The sequence below is a fragment of the Flavobacterium rarum (SeqCode) genome (assembly GCF_965234445.1).
GTDB classification, from domain to species: domain Bacteria; phylum Bacteroidota; class Bacteroidia; order Flavobacteriales; family Flavobacteriaceae; genus Flavobacterium; species Flavobacterium rarum.
In genome coordinates this window covers 534,629-551,548 of record NZ_OZ248479.1, presented here as the reverse complement: position 1 = coordinate 551,548, position 16,920 = coordinate 534,629, and the positions used below count along the sequence as shown (strand labels likewise).

Annotated in this window: 19 protein-coding genes; 12 read left to right on the top strand and 7 right to left on the bottom strand. The window is 34.8% G+C overall.

The window, feature by feature from the left end; genetic code table 11:
* Positions 1–40: 40 nt before the first annotated feature.
* Positions 41–427: a Co2+/Mg2+ efflux facilitator ApaG/CorD gene (apaG, locus tag AC8GF4_RS02235; protein WP_077370225.1), complete on the top strand. Its 387-nt coding sequence runs from the start codon at positions 41–43 to the stop codon at positions 425–427.
* Positions 428–523: 96 nt separating this feature from the next.
* Positions 524–2,152, top strand: coding sequence for an L-glutamate gamma-semialdehyde dehydrogenase (gene pruA / locus AC8GF4_RS02230; RefSeq protein WP_506592371.1), 1,629 nt, complete (start codon positions 524–526; stop codon positions 2,150–2,152).
* Between the two features lie 121 nt (positions 2,153–2,273).
* Here pruA and AC8GF4_RS02225 read toward each other — a convergent pair whose 3' ends face one another.
* The 3 genes from AC8GF4_RS02225 to rsmG are packed head-to-tail and all read right to left on the bottom strand — an operon-like array spanning position 2,274 to position 4,122.
* Entirely contained in the window at positions 2,274–2,735 is a 462-nt protein-coding gene (locus tag AC8GF4_RS02225; protein WP_506592369.1) for a hypothetical protein, read from the bottom strand.
* 40 nt (positions 2,736–2,775) lie between these two features.
* On the bottom strand, positions 2,776–3,450 hold the full coding sequence (locus tag AC8GF4_RS02220; RefSeq protein ID WP_506592367.1) for a DUF2490 domain-containing protein: 675 nt from the start codon (positions 3,448–3,450) through the stop codon (positions 2,776–2,778).
* Between the two features lie 42 nt (positions 3,451–3,492).
* The gene (rsmG, locus tag AC8GF4_RS02215) at positions 3,493–4,122 is read right to left on the bottom strand and encodes a 16S rRNA (guanine(527)-N(7))-methyltransferase RsmG (protein WP_506592365.1); all 630 of its coding nucleotides are present in this window, start codon (positions 4,120–4,122) and stop codon (positions 3,493–3,495) included.
* 107 nt (positions 4,123–4,229) lie between these two features.
* Here rsmG and AC8GF4_RS02210 point away from each other — a divergent pair, with 107 nt between their 5' ends.
* From AC8GF4_RS02210 to AC8GF4_RS02175, 8 genes are all read left to right on the top strand, one after another.
* Positions 4,230–5,321 carry a fatty acid desaturase family protein gene (locus AC8GF4_RS02210; protein WP_506592363.1) on the top strand — a complete coding sequence of 364 codons (1,092 nt, stop codon included), beginning with the start codon at positions 4,230–4,232 and terminating at the stop codon, positions 5,319–5,321.
* A gap of 40 nt (positions 5,322–5,361) precedes the next feature.
* The gene (locus tag AC8GF4_RS02205; RefSeq protein WP_506592361.1) at positions 5,362–6,567 is read left to right on the top strand and encodes a pyridoxal phosphate-dependent aminotransferase; all 1,206 of its coding nucleotides are present in this window, start codon (positions 5,362–5,364) and stop codon (positions 6,565–6,567) included.
* A 367-nt stretch (positions 6,568–6,934) separates the two neighbouring features.
* A complete protein-coding gene (purT, locus tag AC8GF4_RS02200) occupies positions 6,935–8,095 on the top strand; it encodes a formate-dependent phosphoribosylglycinamide formyltransferase (protein ID WP_506592359.1) in 1,161 nt (386 codons plus the stop codon).
* Positions 8,096–8,099: 4 nt separating this feature from the next.
* Positions 8,100–8,420 carry a DUF6370 family protein gene (locus tag AC8GF4_RS02195; protein WP_506592358.1) on the top strand — a complete coding sequence of 107 codons (321 nt, stop codon included), beginning with the start codon at positions 8,100–8,102 and terminating at the stop codon, positions 8,418–8,420.
* Positions 8,421–8,996, top strand: coding sequence for a Crp/Fnr family transcriptional regulator (locus AC8GF4_RS02190; protein WP_506592356.1), 576 nt, complete (start codon positions 8,421–8,423; stop codon positions 8,994–8,996).
* 194 nt (positions 8,997–9,190) lie between these two features.
* On the top strand, positions 9,191–9,907 hold the full coding sequence (locus AC8GF4_RS02185) for a pirin family protein (RefSeq protein WP_506592354.1): 717 nt from the start codon (positions 9,191–9,193) through the stop codon (positions 9,905–9,907).
* A gap of 448 nt (positions 9,908–10,355) precedes the next feature.
* Positions 10,356–10,700, top strand: a complete 345-nt coding sequence (locus AC8GF4_RS02180) for a DoxX family protein (protein WP_506592352.1) — start codon at positions 10,356–10,358, stop codon at positions 10,698–10,700.
* Between the two features lie 2 nt (positions 10,701–10,702).
* Positions 10,703–11,047: a DoxX family protein gene (locus tag AC8GF4_RS02175; RefSeq protein ID WP_506592350.1), complete on the top strand. Its 345-nt coding sequence runs from the start codon at positions 10,703–10,705 to the stop codon at positions 11,045–11,047.
* A gap of 708 nt (positions 11,048–11,755) precedes the next feature.
* On the opposite strand, the gene AC8GF4_RS02170 is transcribed toward AC8GF4_RS02175, so the two are convergent.
* Together AC8GF4_RS02170 and AC8GF4_RS02165 are read right to left on the bottom strand one after the other, a co-directional pair.
* Positions 11,756–12,313 (bottom strand): sugar O-acetyltransferase, encoded by a 558-nt coding sequence (locus tag AC8GF4_RS02170; RefSeq protein WP_506592348.1) that lies wholly within the window; start codon positions 12,311–12,313, stop codon positions 11,756–11,758.
* Between the two features lie 138 nt (positions 12,314–12,451).
* Positions 12,452–13,927, bottom strand: coding sequence for a glycoside hydrolase family 130 protein (locus AC8GF4_RS02165; protein WP_506592346.1), 1,476 nt, complete (start codon positions 13,925–13,927; stop codon positions 12,452–12,454).
* Between the two features lie 284 nt (positions 13,928–14,211).
* Between AC8GF4_RS02165 and AC8GF4_RS02160 the strand changes: the two genes are divergently transcribed.
* The gene (locus tag AC8GF4_RS02160; RefSeq protein ID WP_506592344.1) at positions 14,212–14,343 is read left to right on the top strand and encodes a hypothetical protein; all 132 of its coding nucleotides are present in this window, start codon (positions 14,212–14,214) and stop codon (positions 14,341–14,343) included.
* Positions 14,344–14,392: 49 nt separating this feature from the next.
* Positions 14,393–15,265, top strand: coding sequence for an ACP S-malonyltransferase (gene fabD / locus AC8GF4_RS02155; RefSeq protein WP_506592342.1), 873 nt, complete (start codon positions 14,393–14,395; stop codon positions 15,263–15,265).
* 126 nt (positions 15,266–15,391) lie between these two features.
* Here the strand turns inward: fabD and AC8GF4_RS02150 are convergent, their stop codons facing one another.
* Positions 15,392–15,580 carry a hypothetical protein gene (locus AC8GF4_RS02150; RefSeq protein ID WP_506592340.1) on the bottom strand — a complete coding sequence of 63 codons (189 nt, stop codon included), beginning with the start codon at positions 15,578–15,580 and terminating at the stop codon, positions 15,392–15,394.
* 67 nt (positions 15,581–15,647) lie between these two features.
* A complete protein-coding gene (locus AC8GF4_RS02145) occupies positions 15,648–16,850 on the bottom strand; it encodes a glycerophosphodiester phosphodiesterase (RefSeq protein ID WP_506592338.1) in 1,203 nt (400 codons plus the stop codon).
* Positions 16,851–16,920: the final 70 nt, after the last annotated feature.

The window sequence follows — 16,920 nt, the reverse complement described above, 5'->3', positions numbered from 1 at the left end:
GTAGATTTGTCAACAAATAGCACTTAATTAGCTCATTAACATGGTTTCACAAATAACAAGAGGCATAAAAATTTCAGTATTGACTAGTTTTGAAGGTACCTACTTCAAAAACTACAAGATTCACTTTGCTTTTAGTTATGAGATTACAATCGAAAACCACAGTAAAGACTCCGTTCAATTGACTTCACGTCACTGGGAAATTTATGATTCTTTGAATGATTTAGAATATGTAGACGGAGAAGGTGTTATCGGGAAAAAACCCGTTTTGAAACCTGGAGAACAACACACTTATAGTTCTGGCTGTTTATTATCATCCCCTTACGGAGCAATGAAAGGGTATTTCAATATGATAAACTTCACTTCAACCAAATCTTTTAGAGTAATCGTACCTACATTTAGAATGTGTGCCCCTTTTGCTTTAAATTAATTTGACTTTAATTATGATATTTTTATCATGATTTAAATCTTTCCTTCGTACTTTTGCATCAAATTATCTAATTGTTTACTATTTAATTATAAAGATATGTTAAAAGGATTTTTCAATGTACCCAATGCGGTAAATGAGCCAGTAAAAAGTTACGCTCCCAATTCTCCAGAAAAAGCTTCAGTTCTAGCGGCTTACAAAGCCATGTGGAATACTAAAATCGATGTTCCATTGTATATTGGAAGCGAAGAAATTAGAACTGGCAATACCAAAAACATGACTGCTCCACACGATCATCAGCATATTGTGGGAACTTATCATTTGGCCGAAAAATCACATATTGAAAAAGCAATTGCCAACGCATTAGAATCAAGAACCGCTTGGGCTAATATGGCTTGGGAACAAAGAGCCGCTATTTTCTTGAAAGCTGCCGAATTGATTGCAGGTCCATACAGAGCCAGAATAAATGCTGCAACAATGATTGCGCAGTCCAAAAATATATTTCAAGCAGAAATCGATGCTTCCTGTGAATTAATTGATTTTTTACGTTTCAACGTTGAATTCATGTCGCAAATCTATGCCGATCAACCAAAATCCAATTCGGATATGTGGAATCGTTTAGAATACAGACCACTTGAAGGATTTGTCTATGCAATTACACCTTTCAACTTTACAGCTATTGCTGCCAATCTTCCAGCAAGTGCTGCCATGATGGGGAATGTTGTGATTTGGAAACCAAGTGACAGTCAAGTATTCTCTGCAAAAATTATTATAGACGTATTCAAAGAAGCAGGAGTTCCTGATGGTGTTATCAACGTTGTTTTTGGAGATGCCTTGATGATTACAGATACCGTTTTGGCGAGCCGTGATTTTGCTGGAATTCACTTTACAGGATCAACACATGTTTTCAAAGATATTTGGTCCAAAATAGGAGCCAACATTCATCATTACAAAACCTATCCAAGAATTGTTGGAGAAACAGGTGGTAAAGATTTCATCATCGCTCATCCAAGTTCTAATGTGAAACAAGTAGCTACTGGAATTGTGCGTGGTGCCTTTGAATATCAAGGACAAAAGTGTTCGGCTGCTTCAAGAGCTTACGTACCGCAAAGCTTATGGCCAGCATTAAAAGAGCAATTAATTACCGATACGAAATCAATGAAAATGGGTTCTCCAGAAGATTTTGGAAACTTTATAACAGCTGTAATTCACGAAGGTTCATTTGACAAATTGGCTAGTTTTATTGACCAAGCCAAAAAAGATACTGATGCCGAAATCATCGTGGGTGGTAATTATGATAAATCTGTTGGATATTTTATTGAACCAACAATCATTGTAACTACAAATCCAAATTATAGCACAATGGCAACCGAATTGTTTGGACCTGTTATGACTATTTATGTGTATGAAGATGCAAAATGGTCAGAAACATTGAAACTAGTAGACACTACATCTGAATACGCTTTAACTGGAGCTGTTTTCAGTCAAGACCGTTATGCAATCGAAGAAGCAACTACTGCTTTACAAAATGCAGCAGGTAATTTTTACATCAATGACAAACCAACTGGAGCAATCGTTGGAATGCAACCTTTTGGTGGAGCAAGAGCTTCTGGAACCAATGACAAAGCGGGATCTGCCTTGAACTTATTGCGTTGGGCTTCTCCAAGAACAATTAAAGAAACTTTTGTAACTCCAACAGATTACAGATATCCATTTTTGGGAGAATAGATGTAATTTTATATTTTAGAACTAAGAAATTAGATTTATAAAACCCCACAAAAATTCAATTTATTTTGAAGTCTTGTGGGGTTTGTCTTTAGAAATAAAATCAGTTTAAAAACTATATTTTTTATTTCTCTTCTACTTTATTTACCTTTTCAAAAACAAATTCTGAATTATCGTAGTCCATCTGGACATCTTTCGAAAAAAAATAAACATTCATAAGACTCATTGCTAACCCTTTACCCCAATAAATCTTATTCCCTCTTCTTAACAAAGCAATTGGAATTATATTATTATTTCCACCGTAAGTAACATAATTATACAACCCCAGCAAAGTATCTCCAGAAATTTTACCTCTTACATCTCCAGAATCTTTCCCTACTGTCCCATATCGTCTCTCGTAATTCCCAGTGAAATGCTTCTCATTCAACGATAATGATAAAAAAGCAGTATCATTTCCATTTATAGCTCGATAAAAACTCTCATTTTTCTTGAATTTATTTTCTTTATTACAACCATACAATAGCGATACTAAAAGAATAAAAAACAAAATAATTAAATTAGGCAATACCTTTTTCTCTTTACACATAATTTCCTAAAATAATTTTATATAAAAAAAGCATAAAAACCTAAAAAGGCAAACTATTAAAAAACATAATTTGAAATTGGGTTCTACTTGAGTTCGACAAGATTTGTGACATCACACCCACTTCCATTTTTAAACTTTTATTAAAACAATAACCAACACCTCCATAAATTCGATCTCTATCAAAATAATTGGCTTCAGTATTGATGAAAATTTCATTGTATGCAGAAGCATAAATAGCATTTTTATCCATTACCTTTTTGTTAATTGGGACATTCAAAGACAGAAAATAACGCAAACGCATCTTGAAATTTTCATCAATAAATCGCTGCTCAAAACGGTATCTATGCTGAATATTTACTCTACCAAATTGCTCTTTGGTAATAAACTGCTGAAATATTCTATGCTCATCAGTTTTAAACTTATCATCTGTTCCAGCAATAAAAGGTTCTGAATGGATGTAAGCATATCCCAAAAGTACATTATTATTGTTTTCGGATATATTATATCCAATCCCTGTTCTTAAAAGCAGTTGCTCTAAATCTCCTGCGAAATTATAATTTCGATACTGCACTTCATTGTGCCAATTCCATCGATTATTTATTTTTTGATTCCCGAAATACAGAAACCAATTCCCTACTTCAGAATTTTGCGCATTTCCTTTGGCAGCAATAAAAAACACCGCCAAAAAACATAATAATTGTATTCTCTTAACCATTCAATTCGTTTTTTTTTCTTGACTAGCTATTTTTCAACATACTTACACCACAAACTTCAACGGCAAATGCACCACTTTCTTAGTCTCGAAGAATTCATCTTCAAAGAAATCAGAAATATTATATTCAGTCGCTTTAGGGAAATCTTTTAATTCTTCGGTTAAGTCTCCGCCTTTTAGATAAAGAATACCATTTTTCAACTCGTGTTTACTTTGTTTCTTGATTTTAGTTCTCACCCATGAAACAAAATCAGGCATATTGGTCACGGCACGACTTACGATAAAATCGAAATCGCCTTTTACATTTTCGGCGCGAAGTTGCTCTGCTTTTACATTTTTTAGTTCCAATGCTTCTGCAACAGCTTGAACCACTTTTATTTTTTTGGCAATAATATCAATTAGAAAAAAGCGGGTTTCTGGAAAAAGAATCGCCAACGGAATACCTGGAAAACCACCTCCAGTACCTACATCCAACACATAAGTCCCAGGTTCAAAGGTATTGACTTTGGCAATGGCCAAAGAATGCAAAATGTGTTTAGTGTACAAAGAATCAATGTCTTTACGGGAAATTACATTGATTTTTTCATTCCAATCGTGGTATAAAAAATCCAATTTTTGAAACTGTTCCTTCTGATTATCAGATAGGTTAGGAAAATACTTTATAATCTCGTCCATTTTAAAAATTTTTAACAAAAGTACTGCTTTTAGCTTATAAATATTTAACTCAATATTGTATGTTGAAAATTTATATTGGTTACCTTTGCAAATATTCAAAAAATTATATGAGCAATACCGCACCTACATTTGCAAAGCTAGACAATTTAAAGTTTTTTAGAACGCTTAACTCTCGAGTTAACAGTTATTTTAAAGAAAATAATATAGAAAAAACGGGAAATTGGAAGATACATTTAAAAACTGTAATTCTATTTACTGTTTTCCTTGTTCCATACTTCTTAATTCTAACTTTAGACATGCCATTTTGGGCTCACTTGCTACTGACCATTGTTATGGGAATTGGGATGGCCGGAATTGGAATGAACGTAATGCACGATGCCAATCACGGATCGTATTCAACCAAAAGTTGGGTGAATAAATTCATGGGAGGAACCATATATGTATTAGCAGGAAACGTGCACAACTGGCAAGTACAGCATAACGTTTTACACCATACTTACACCAACATTATTGGTCATGACGAAGACTTGGAAGCAGGAAGAATTATGCGTTTTTCCAAAGAAGCTGAATGGCATAAATTCCATAAATTCCAACAGTATTACGCAGTGTTTTTATACGGATTATTGACTTTCAATTGGGCAATAACAACTGATTTTAAACAAATGAGTAGCTACCTAAAAAGAAAACTATCTTATGGCGAACCAAAAAGCCCAAAAACACTTTGGACAACATTAATTATCACAAAAGTTATTTACTTATCGATTTGGATTGTTTTACCTATCGTAATTGGAATCACTTGGTGGAAAGTTCTTATTGGATTTTTCGTTATGCACTACACTGCTGGACTAATCTTAAGTATTGTATTCCAATTGGCACACGTAGTAGACGAAGCTGCCAATCCGCAACCAAACGAAGCTGGCGAAATGGAAAACACTTGGGCTATTCATCAATTGTTTACTACTGTTAATTTTGCTCCAAAAAACAAAATTGTAAACTGGTACACTGGAGGTTTGAATCACCAAATTGAGCACCATATTTTCCCACACATTAGCCATGTTCATTATGGCAAAATTGCAAAAATCGTAAAAGAAACGGCCAAAGAATGTCAATTGCCTTATTACGAATACAAAACAATGACAGCCGCTGTTATTGCTCACTTTAAGCATTTAAGAACTTTGGGTCTAGAACCCGCTCTATAATAATTATCTAAAAAAGAATAAACCAAAAAATTACATTTTAATGAGCAATCCACTTTCAGACAGAATTAACAATCTAGCCACATCGCAAACATTAGCAATGGCTGCATTGGCAAGAGAATTAAAAGCGCAAGGAAAAGACATTATCAGTTTAAGTTTAGGAGAACCTGACTTCAATACTCCAGATTTCATCAAAGAAGCCGCAAAAAAAGCGATAGACGAAAACTACAGCACCTATTCTCCAGTAGAAGGTTACGGTGAATTGAAAGAAGCAATATGCAGAAAATTTAAAAGAGATAATAACCTAGATTATACACCTTCTCAAATTGTAGTTTCAACGGGAGCCAAACAATCTTTATACAATATTGCACAAGTAATGCTTAATGACGGTGACGAGGTAATTTTACCTGCGCCTTACTGGGTAAGTTATTTCGAAATTGTGAAATTATCAGGAGGAGTTCCTGTAGAAGTTCCTACTTCTGTAGATACCGATTTCAAAATCACACCAGAACAACTTGAAGCAGCCATCACACCAAAAACAAAAATGATGTGGTTCTCTTCTCCATGTAACCCAAGTGGATCGGTTTACAACAGAGAAGAATTAACGGCTCTTGCCAAAGTGTTAGAAAAACACCCACACGTATATGTAGTGGCTGACGAAATTTATGAACATATCAATTTCTCAGGAACTTTCTGCAGTATCGCTTCTATACCAGGAATGTTGGAAAGAACTATTACAGTAAACGGAGTTGCCAAAGCATTTGCTATGACAGGATGGAGAATTGGATATATTGGAGCACCAGAATTCATCGCAAAAGCATGTATCAAAATCCAAGGACAAGTAACTTCTGGCGCAAACAGTATTGCTCAACGTGCTACTATTACTGCTGTAGATGCTGACCCAAGCGTTTTAAAACACATGGTTGACGCTTTCCAAAGCCGTAGAGATTTAGTTGTTGGATTGTTAAAAGATATTCCAGGAGTAAAAATCAACGTTCCAGAAGGAGCATTCTATGTATTCCCAGACGTTTCTTCTTTCTTCGGAAAAACATTAAAAGGAACATTTATCAAAGACGCCAATGACTTTTCAATGTACTTATTAGGAGAAGCAAATGTAGCTACTGTAACTGGAGACGCATTCGGAAACCCAGATTGTATCCGTTTCTCTTATGCAACCAGCGAAGATTTATTAAAAGAAGCATTACGCAGAATCAAAGAAGCAGTTTCGCTTACTGAAGTTTTAGCATAACATAAAAGCTTGTTTAAAGTTTAAAATAGTTTAAGGTTTAAAGTTTCATTACTTTATACTTTAAACTATTTTTGTTTTTAAGACCATTTTGGGCGTGCCACCATAAAGCAAAGGGGCCAACTTATCTTAACGCTCAGTCGGCCCCTTTGTTTTATGCTGTCGGGCCATACATGCTACTTCGGTAGCTTATTCCTGTCCCTCACGCGGGCTAACGGTTAAAAACACGTTTAGAATATTTCAAAAAAATCAGCAAAAACACAGTAAGCATTCCTAAAAGAAATTCACACAAATAATGTATTTTTGTTATAATTATATAAAATAAAACCAAAAACTTCATAAACTTTCTAAACTTTCTAAACTTCTTTCAATGAAAATATTACTTCTAGGCTCAGGCGAATTAGGAAAAGAATTTGTAATTGCTGCCCAACGCATCGGACAAACCGTAATTGCCGTTGACAGTTACGAAAACGCACCAGCTATGCAAGTTGCACAGGGTTTTGAAGTCATCAATATGCTGGATGGAGATGCTTTAGACAAAATCGTTGCCAAGCACCAACCCGATTTTATCGTTCCTGAAATAGAAGCCATCAGAACCGAACGTTTTTATGATTACGAAAAACAAGGCATTACCGTAGTTCCTTCTGCAAAAGCAGCCAACTTTACGATGAACCGAAAAGCCATTCGAGATTTGGCTGCCAAAGAACTCGGATTACGCACCGCCAATTACCGCTACGCCACTTCTGCCGAAGAATTACGCAAAGGAGTTGAAGCCGTTGGAATGCCCTGCGTAGTAAAGCCACTAATGTCATCCTCTGGAAAAGGGCAATCCACCATAAAAACTGCTACCGACATTGACAAAGCATGGCAATATGCTGTAGAAGGATCTCGTGGCGATGTAGTTGAAGTTATCGTTGAAGCTTTTGTCAAATTCAATTCGGAAATTACCTTATTGACCGTTGTTCAAAACGACAACCCCACCTTATTTTGTGCCCCAATCGGTCACAGACAAGAACGTGGCGATTACCAGGAAAGCTGGCAACCCGCAAAAGTATCAGACGCAGCTTTATACGAAGCTCAAGATATGGCTGAAAAAGTAACGGAAGCTTTGGGCGGAGCGGGATTATTTGGTGTTGAATTTTTCCTTGCCGATGACGGTGTTTATTTCTCTGAATTATCACCAAGACCTCACGACACTGGAATGGTTACTTTGGCGGGAACGCAAAACTTCAATGAATTCGAATTGCATTTACGTGCCATCTTAAGTTTACCAATTTTCGAAATCACTTTAGAAAAAGCAGGAGCGAGTGCCGTAATTGCAGCTTCTGAAAATTCAACAAATCCAAATTATACCGGAATAGAGAAAATTGCAGCTTTACCCAAAACCGATTTTAGAATTTTCGGCAAACCAACATCAAGACCCTATCGCAGAATGGGAGTCGCTTTAGTCAACGATGTCTTAGACACTCCAATTGAGGAATTAGTAGAAAAAGCAAAAGAAGCTGCCCAATTAGTAACCGTAAATTATTAAAAATATGAAAAATTTAGCAACAATTATAATAATCTTCTTCGCTTTCGTACTACAGGCACAAGAACAAAAATCAGAACAAAAATCTCAAATAGTCGAAGTTTCATGTGGCGAATGCAATTTTGGAATGAAAGGAAAAAGCTGTGATCTAGCAGTTCGAATCGATGGAAAAACATACTTTGTTGACGGAACCAAAATAGACGACCACGGAAACGCACATGCCAAAAATGGTTTTTGCGAAGTGATTAGAAAAGCTGAAGTTACTGGAAAAATCGTAAACAATCGCTTTCAAGCCACAACTTTCATTTTACTTCCAGAAGAAAAATAAATGACATTAATACTTAATACTATTGGGCAACATGTAAAGCTTACAACACAGGAGCAAGAACTTTTCTTGTCCAAAATAGAAATACACCATTACAAAGCCAAAACCATATTATTAAGCAGCGGAGCGATTTGTAAACATTCTTATTTTGTCAATTCAGGTATTCTGCGCAGTTTCAATATTAATGACAATATTGTAGAACACGTAATGAGTTTTGCTTGCGAAGGCTGGTGGATTGGCGACATGTACAGTTTACTTTCGCAAAAACCAGGCAACTTATTTATAGAGGTCTTGGAAGATGCCGAAGTGGTTTTATTATCCAAAGAAAATCAAGAAATACTGTATCGTGAAATCCCAAAACTCGAACGTTTCTTTAGAATACTTACCGAAAACTCACTCGTAGCCAACCAAGAACGGTTGATGGACAACCTCAGCCTCACTGCTGAAGAACGTTTTGAAAAATTCTGCAAAAAATACCCCACTCTCCTTCAGAAAGTCGCCCAAAAACAAATAGCTTCCTATTTTGGAGTTACTCCAGAATTTTTTAGCAAAATGAAATCAAGATTACTGAGAAAGTAGTTTTCAGTTATCGGCTTTTTATTATCAGTAAAAAAATACTATCCATTTTCATCCTACCTCACAATGATTACCATTAACAGAAACTCACAACTCATAACTAATAACCGATAACTTCCCTTCTTAATCTAGATTAAGTGTCAATCGCTCCAAACGGTTGTAAATTTGTATAATAAAAATCACTAAATTTATACATCATGGCAACTACAGTTTTACACAAAGCAGATACAAGAGGACACGCAGATCATGGATGGCTAAACGCTTATCATAGTTTTAGCTTTGCGAGTTGGTACAATCCAGATAGAGTTCAATTTGGAGCATTACGCGTTTTAAACGACGACACAATTGCAGCCGGAATGGGTTTTGGCACACATCCGCATGACAATATGGAAATCATTACTATTCCGCTAGAAGGGGATTTGGCTCACAAAGACAGTATGGGCAATACCGAAGTTATAAAAACTGGAGACATTCAAGTAATGAGTGCTGGAACTGGAATTCAACACAGTGAATTCAATCCAAATGCAGAGCAACGAACCAAACTTTTTCAAATCTGGGTATTCCCAAAAGTGAGAAATGTAGAACCTCGTTACCAACAAATCACATTAGACACTAGTGAGCAAAAAAATAATTTTGCTCAAATTGTATCTCCTAATCCTGATGATGCCGGAGTTTGGATTCACCAAGATGCTTGGTTTCACTTAGCTGCTTTTAGCGCTGAATTTTCAAAAAAATACGAACTAAAAAAAGAAGGAAATGGCATGTATGTTTTTGTGATTTCAGGAACAATTACTGTTGACGGTCAGGAATTGGAGACTCGTGATGGTTTAGGTATAACTGATTTCGAAACTTTGGACATCAAAGCAACAACAGACGCAAAGTTTCTGTTAATGGAAATCCCAATAGCGTACTAAATCAAAAAGCCTTAATTTTTTTAAACTTTAAAGATTAGCACATTTCGTGTTAGAGACTTTATAAAAAAATAAGATTGAAAACAATTATAATGTAGAAAAAAAGTAAAAAATACATCCTATTTTTTACTTTTTTTCTAAAATCAATACAAAATCAATCAACTGGCATCACAGTTTCTTTTTTTTTAGAACTATTGCATTATTACACAAATTATCTAAATAATTTAGTTGTTGGAAGTTGAATACAAATTCTATATATTTGAGTTATAAAATTATCTGCTTTATAAAAATCTTATGGTATCACAAAGCATACAGGTACAAAAAACGGAACGTTAAAAATGATTTTAATTGAAGATTTATCATAGATAAACGAAAAAATATTAAAAAATAATTTTACTTCAAATTGGAATTATCAAGCAAAATTAATTAGTAATCTTTAAATTAAATAATAATGACAAATTTAGTAATTACAGCTCAAATTATTTTAGCCGCATCAGTTGCCTTTGTTTGGATATTTAGAATACACAACGTAATCAAGGAATTTAAACAGTTTGGTTTGAACGATGTTACCAGAAGTTTTGTGGGTTTTGCAAAAACGGTTCTAGCCACTTTATTAATAGTAGGCATATGGTACGAATCACTAGTCACGATTCCTGCAGCTCTTATGGGATTCTTCATGATAGCTGCGCAATATTTTCACTTTAAAGCAGGAAACCCTTTCAAACAACGTTTACCCTCTTTACTACTGCTTTTATTGAGCGTTTTTATTGCTCTAAACTCGGCCAAACTCATATAATTATGACTTTATATACTTTTTGCACTTTCTTTTCGGGAATCTCTTTTTTGATTTATGGAACTATATACTTTACTGGAACCCATATGAAAATGGAATTTAAGCGTTTTCAATTAGAAAAATTGGGTTTGCTGGTGATAGTTTTAGAAATTTTGGGTGCTATTGGATTATTGATTGGATATTGGAGCTATAAACCATTGCTTTTACTCTCTTCTGGTGGACTAGCCCTTTTAATGTTTTTGGGACTAATTGTTAGACTAAAACTTAAAGACAGCCTTTGGGTTTCACTACCTGCTCTGTTTTTTATGTTTTTGAATGTCTTTATATTTTACTATGGTATTAATCAATAAAAACTTTATAATTTATAAAAAAAACAATCACTTAATCTCAAAACATATACCCGATTAAAAATAAAAAAAATAACAAGCCCTAAGTTAAAACATTAGGGCTTTTCATTAATACTTGATGTAGAATGAGTGCTTTATTAATAGGATTAATATTTAAAGTCCTCAAATTTATAGAACATTATTATTAATGCAAATTAAGGGTTCAAATGTGGTGTTAGGCACTAAATATTGACACAAAAATTTCATCTACATTTTTGTCTCGTTGGGTCTAAACAATCTCCATTTAGATCTAATTATGTAAAAATGCATAGGCTCTACGGAACATAGAGAGCATTTCAAATTTAATTAACCCAGAACCCGCATTAGACTTCGTCACGAAACTGAATTATTCAACAAAAGCAGGTGCTCACGGACTATTTTTGAAGATGTAATACTTTTGTATTTTGAATTTAAAAATAGGAGAATCAAGCGAAGCGTATCTTGAACTCCAATGTAAAATATAAAAGCTGAAAAAAGTTCTTGGTTTTGAAGAAGAATTCAGATGAAGTAGATTTCTAATGCGGAATCTGGGATTAACTACCAATTTTTAGTACCTAACGACACAAAAAACAGATTTTCAACTCTTCATTCTCGTTACTTACTTTAAACATTAAAAAATACTGATTAACTTACAAAAACTCTCGGAATTAAACTTTTACACAAACAAAAAAACTAATCCCCATTCAATTTCCGAATTACTTTAGCAGGATTACCAACTGCCAAGGAATTTTCAGGAATATCTTTGGTTACTACTGATCCGGCTCCAATAACACTACCAGCTCCAATAGTTACTCCGGGACAAATCACAGAATTCCCTCCTATCCAACAATCATCGCCAATGTTTACGGATTTCGAACTTTCAACAGTTCTTCTTTCTACAGCATTGAGCGGATGGGTTGCGGTGTAAATATGAACGCCTGGAGCAAAGAAAACATTGTTGCCAATGGTTACCTTCATAGTATCCAAAACCACACAATTGACATTGAAATATACATTCTCTCCCGAATGAATATTGAACCCATAATCACAATGAAATGGCGGTTCAATATACAATCGTTTATGAGAATTGGGCATTAACTCTCTCAGAATGGCACGTGATCTACCATTCATCATATATTCTGTAACATTCAATTTATGCAATAATTTTTTTGCTTTGGTGCGTTCTTCTATGAGTTGCTTGTCATTGGCAAAATAGATTTCGCCCAAAAGCATTTTTTCTTTTTCGGTCATTTTTTTAAAATAGGTTTTTAAATAATAAAAAAGATTAGCTGAATTCACATTCACTATATGAATCAAAACTCAATGCTAACTTATTTCAATTATTATTGGTCATTTGTAATTCTAGGCCAATTTAAGATTATGCTAATACTAAGCAACTACTTTTTTACTGTTTTTTAAAGCTTCAAGCAATTCAGTCATGTCAATTACCGCATAAGTCGATGAATAATCGGATACCGCATAAGGCAAAATAAGACTGTTATTATGAATTATAGAACCACAAGAATAGACTACGTTGGGCACATATCCTTCTCGTTCATCTTCCAAAGGAGTAAGCAATGGCTCGTCTAGTCTTCCAATTTCTCTGGAAGGATCATCTAAATCAAACAAAGAAGCTCCGATACAATACCTCCTCATCGCTCCTACTCCGTGTGTAATAACCAGCCAACCTTCTTCGGTCCATAAAGGCGACCCACAATTCCCAATTTGCGTATATTCCCATGGATATTCAGGGCGTTGAATAATTTGAGGTTTTTTCCATTCGTTGGATCGTCCCGAATACATTAGGTAATTATTAACTCCATCTAATCTTCCCAGCATGGCATATTTACCATTAATCTTTTTAGGGAACAATGCCATCCCTTTGCTCTGTGACCCTTCACCATACAAAGGCATTACCCGAAAGGTGTAAAAATCTTCAGTGGTAATTAATTTTGAAAGTATCGAATGTCCATTATAAGCTGTATAAGTTCCCATTACACTTTCGGAACCATCATCATCAACAAAACGAACAAAACGAGCATCTTCGATCCCACGACTCTCAGCTTCGTAAATTGGAAAAATAACTCGTTCAGAAATATCAGAATCATGCTTGAATTGTATGTCATAAAACGAATCCAGCAACCAAATCACTTCTTCATACGCTTCTTTTTTCTCTTTGCTTATATTTGGATTGATTAATTCTGCATTTAGTAAATCCTTAAACACAGAATATTCAAAGACATCAGGCAAATCTAACATTAAAGGAGAATAAATGTCTAGTGTATGCATTTCTGCCAATTTGGACAAAATCCTTTTTTTATTGAACATTAATTTATACGAAACTTCAGCCTTATCAATACTGTCTCCAATTCGCATCATCCTTAGATTATTGTCTTTGTCTATAATTCCTCTTCTAAATACAATGGAAGAAACATGACCTTCTCCTGTAGCCCGAAACGAAATCACTACACGTTTCTCTCCTTTTTCTAAACTCGACTGGTCAAAGTCTTCAACAATGGAAGGGTTAAAAAATGCAGCTGATTCTATGGAATATTCCATAGTAAGATAAGACCCAATAAGCATTTTTCTCTCCTCAGACAGTTCCTCAAAATTGACTTGCATTTCTTCAATTAAAGTTCGAACATTTCCGCAATGTTTAAAAAACAAAGAGGAGATATTTCGATGCCGCCTTGCAAACTCTCTGTTTATTTGTTCCAAAGTATGATTGACCTGTTGATTGCTCATTGCCAATATACGACCAATCAATTCTTTGGTCCGTTCTTCACCGCTCATAAAATATCGAGCAATTACTCTACTGGAATCTGGCAAAAACTTTATACTCTTTCGGATAACACAGACTTTCATAAATTTCATTTTAAATTATAAAACAATATGCAAACGCATTTGGGTGTTTCAAGAAAATATATTAATTAAATCGTAAAGGATAAATTCTATTTCCTAACCTATACAAATAATTTTATAAATAGGTTATGAGTTAAAAAAAGACAAATAAAAAAACTACAATTTTCAGAAAGGAAATACTACCAAATATACAAAATAAAAACCCATGAAAATTTGATTATAAATAGGTTAAATACAGTACTTGTTCGATTTTCTTTTGAAATAAAAAACAATCTCATTTAGCCCTGATGGAAGGGAAAATCCTTTTTGAACGCTTTTTCGGCGAGCAAAAAGATTGGAATGACAGCAGGACAACTGTTCTTGATACCCAAAAAATTGCTGCTCCTAAAAAAAATAGTACTTTTGCAGACGATTTTTAGTTTCCTTTTTGAGGGGAACTTTAAACTTTTATAAATAAAAAATAAATATATGAAGGCATACGTATTTCCGGGTCAAGGCGCACAGTTCACAGGAATGGGAAAAGACTTATATGAAAACTCCCCATTGGCAAAAGAATTATTCGAAAAAGCGAATGAAATTTTGGGTTTCCGCATCACAGACATCATGTTTGAAGGAACTGCAGAAGAATTGAAAGAAACCAAAGTTACACAACCAGCCGTTTTTTTACACTCCGTTATTTTAGCAAAAACATTGGAAGATTTCAAACCAGAAATGGTAGCAGGACACTCTTTGGGTGAATTTTCTGCCTTGGTTGCCAATGGCGCTTTGTCTTTTGAGGATGGTTTGAAATTGGTTTCTCAACGTGCTTTGGCAATGCAAAAAGCTTGTGAAATCAAACCTTCAACAATGGCTGCCGTTTTAGGATTGGCAGACAATATCGTTGAGGAAGTTTGCGCATCTATCGACGGTATTGTTGTGGCTGCTAATTATAACTGCCCAGGACAATTAGTAATCTCAGGAGAAACCACAGCAGTAGAAAAAGCCTGTGAAGCAATGAAAGTCGCTGGCGCAAAACGTGCTTTGTTATTACCTGTTGGCGGCGCTTTTCACTCACCAATGATGGAACCTGCAAGAGAAGAATTGGCTGCAGCCATTGAAGCGACTACATTCTCTGCTCCAATTTGTCCAGTGTATCAAAATGTAACCGCTTCGGCTGTTTCTGATGCAAACGAGATCAAGAAAAACTTAATTATTCAATTGACAGCTCCTGTACGTTGGACACAATCGGTTCAACAAATGATTGCCGATGGCGCTACATTGTTTACTGAAGTAGGTCCAGGAAAGGTTTTGGCTGGTTTGATTGGAAAAATTGATAAAGAAGCTGCAACTGCGAATGCTTAATTTTTAGATTGCAGATTGCAGATTTTAGAAAATAAACATATCATAAAGTCCTCATGAACTAATGTTTGTGGGGATTTTTTGTTTTTTTCTTGTAGAGATGCACTGCAGTGCATCTCTACTTTGTTTTTAACACCATCCTTTTATTCTTTTATGCATTTCAGCCTTAAATTCTTCAGGAGTATAGCCATTTCTCACTTCTTCATCAAAATCAAAAGTAGCTCTGTCTATTCCTTTGAACTTCACTTTCGCAGATTCATAAACTATAGAAGGTTCTTCTACTTTATTAACTTTCGGATTTTCTTTTTTTGAATTCATGGCTCATTATTTATATAACGAATTTACAATTAATTCTTTAAAACAAAAAAAATCAAACTATTAGAAATTATCTTGCCTGAACAGCCATATCTGTAAAATCAGAAAACAAACCATCTAATCCTAATTTATAGAAAGCTTGGTATTCTAGAATTGGATTGTTATAATAGTTATGCAATAAGCGTCTCCCTTCACTTCTAAAAGTATATGCATGCACCTGTAACCCTTTTTTATGTGCATCCAAAATTAACGTGCTTGGCGGCAACGCCTCTTTATCGGAATCATCAACTTTCCCGTCTGCATTTATATCATCGGCTTTACCATCTTTATTTGCATCAGTCCCTATATACGAAATAATAAATGGCTTCCACGGAGCAATACCATTAGCATAGGTTTTAACAAAATCTAAACCAGCTTGAGTTCTAAAAAAACCATAATTTCTAGTATCTCCTTTTAAATACCAATCATAAGGCATACCATCAGAAATAATTTCACCTGCAGGAACCGTAAAAATCAAATCTCCATTCAGTGCCACATCGTAACAGCCTAACAATTGAATAATCTTCACAGAAGATTTGCTTCTGATGTATTGCAAATTAGAAACCTCGAAAGATTGTATATAAACGGGAGATGAGGCATTATTCCAACCTTCAGCTGTCAAAACTTCTAACAGTTTATCCGTGATTTTTAAGTTTAGCGCTTCATGAAAAGAAGGATGTTTTGTTTCAGGATAAATTCCAATGATCCGTCCTGTTTGAGCAGATTTTTGTTTGGCCAAAGCAATCACATCCGCAAATGTGGGAATGGCATACAAATTATTGTAGTTTTGTGACCGTTCTGCAAAAGCCTGTTTTGCTTTTAACTGTTTGATTTCTGCTAAAGTAAAATCAGAAACAAACCAATCGGTTACCATTGCACCATCAATATTTTTTGTGTTTTTTTTTGATGCGAAAGCGAGAATGTCAGAAACATTTGTTGTCCCTGATAACATCGGCTCGTGACGCACTACCAATTGACCGTCTTTTGTCATAACCAAATCGGGCTCGATAAAGTCGGCTCCCATTTCTATGGCTTTAGTATACCCTTCAATGGTATGTTCCGGTAAATAACCCGATGCACCACGATGAGCAACTATAATAGGATTTGCTCCTGTTAGAGTAGGATACTTTGCATTTACTTGTGCTTTATCATTTTGATCAACCTGATCAAAAGACAATAATAAAAATGCACCACACACAAAAAACACGCTTCTTAAAAGATTACTTAAGACCATACTTATTATTTTTAACAAATAAATTCAATTTCACTTCAATTGATGTTAGCGCTGCGTTAAATCTGTTATG

What these genes read in the sequence shown, in the direction of transcription:
- apaG (WP_077370225.1), top strand. Translation starts at nt 41, where the DNA reads ATGGTTTCACAAATAACAAGAGGCATAAAAATTTCAGTATTGACTAGT.
- pruA (WP_506592371.1), top strand. Translation starts at nt 524, where the DNA reads ATGTTAAAAGGATTTTTCAATGTACCCAATGCGGTAAATGAGCCAGTA.
- AC8GF4_RS02225 (WP_506592369.1), bottom strand. Translation starts at nt 2,735, where the DNA reads ATGTGTAAAGAGAAAAAGGTATTGCCTAATTTAATTATTTTGTTTTTT.
- AC8GF4_RS02220 (WP_506592367.1), bottom strand. Translation starts at nt 3,450, where the DNA reads ATGGTTAAGAGAATACAATTATTATGTTTTTTGGCGGTGTTTTTTATT.
- rsmG (WP_506592365.1), bottom strand. Translation starts at nt 4,122, where the DNA reads ATGGACGAGATTATAAAGTATTTTCCTAACCTATCTGATAATCAGAAG.
- AC8GF4_RS02210 (WP_506592363.1), top strand. Translation starts at nt 4,230, where the DNA reads ATGAGCAATACCGCACCTACATTTGCAAAGCTAGACAATTTAAAGTTT.
- AC8GF4_RS02205 (WP_506592361.1), top strand. Translation starts at nt 5,362, where the DNA reads ATGAGCAATCCACTTTCAGACAGAATTAACAATCTAGCCACATCGCAA.
- purT (WP_506592359.1), top strand. Translation starts at nt 6,935, where the DNA reads ATGAAAATATTACTTCTAGGCTCAGGCGAATTAGGAAAAGAATTTGTA.
- AC8GF4_RS02195 (WP_506592358.1), top strand. Translation starts at nt 8,100, where the DNA reads ATGAAAAATTTAGCAACAATTATAATAATCTTCTTCGCTTTCGTACTA.
- AC8GF4_RS02190 (WP_506592356.1), top strand. Translation starts at nt 8,421, where the DNA reads ATGACATTAATACTTAATACTATTGGGCAACATGTAAAGCTTACAACA.
- AC8GF4_RS02185 (WP_506592354.1), top strand. Translation starts at nt 9,191, where the DNA reads ATGGCAACTACAGTTTTACACAAAGCAGATACAAGAGGACACGCAGAT.
- AC8GF4_RS02180 (WP_506592352.1), top strand. Translation starts at nt 10,356, where the DNA reads ATGACAAATTTAGTAATTACAGCTCAAATTATTTTAGCCGCATCAGTT.
- AC8GF4_RS02175 (WP_506592350.1), top strand. Translation starts at nt 10,703, where the DNA reads ATGACTTTATATACTTTTTGCACTTTCTTTTCGGGAATCTCTTTTTTG.
- AC8GF4_RS02170 (WP_506592348.1), bottom strand. Translation starts at nt 12,313, where the DNA reads ATGACCGAAAAAGAAAAAATGCTTTTGGGCGAAATCTATTTTGCCAAT.
- AC8GF4_RS02165 (WP_506592346.1), bottom strand. Translation starts at nt 13,927, where the DNA reads ATGAAAGTCTGTGTTATCCGAAAGAGTATAAAGTTTTTGCCAGATTCC.
- AC8GF4_RS02160 (WP_506592344.1), top strand. Translation starts at nt 14,212, where the DNA reads ATGGAAGGGAAAATCCTTTTTGAACGCTTTTTCGGCGAGCAAAAAGAT.
- fabD (WP_506592342.1), top strand. Translation starts at nt 14,393, where the DNA reads ATGAAGGCATACGTATTTCCGGGTCAAGGCGCACAGTTCACAGGAATG.
- AC8GF4_RS02150 (WP_506592340.1), bottom strand. Translation starts at nt 15,580, where the DNA reads ATGAATTCAAAAAAAGAAAATCCGAAAGTTAATAAAGTAGAAGAACCT.
- AC8GF4_RS02145 (WP_506592338.1), bottom strand. Translation starts at nt 16,850, where the DNA reads ATGGTCTTAAGTAATCTTTTAAGAAGCGTGTTTTTTGTGTGTGGTGCA.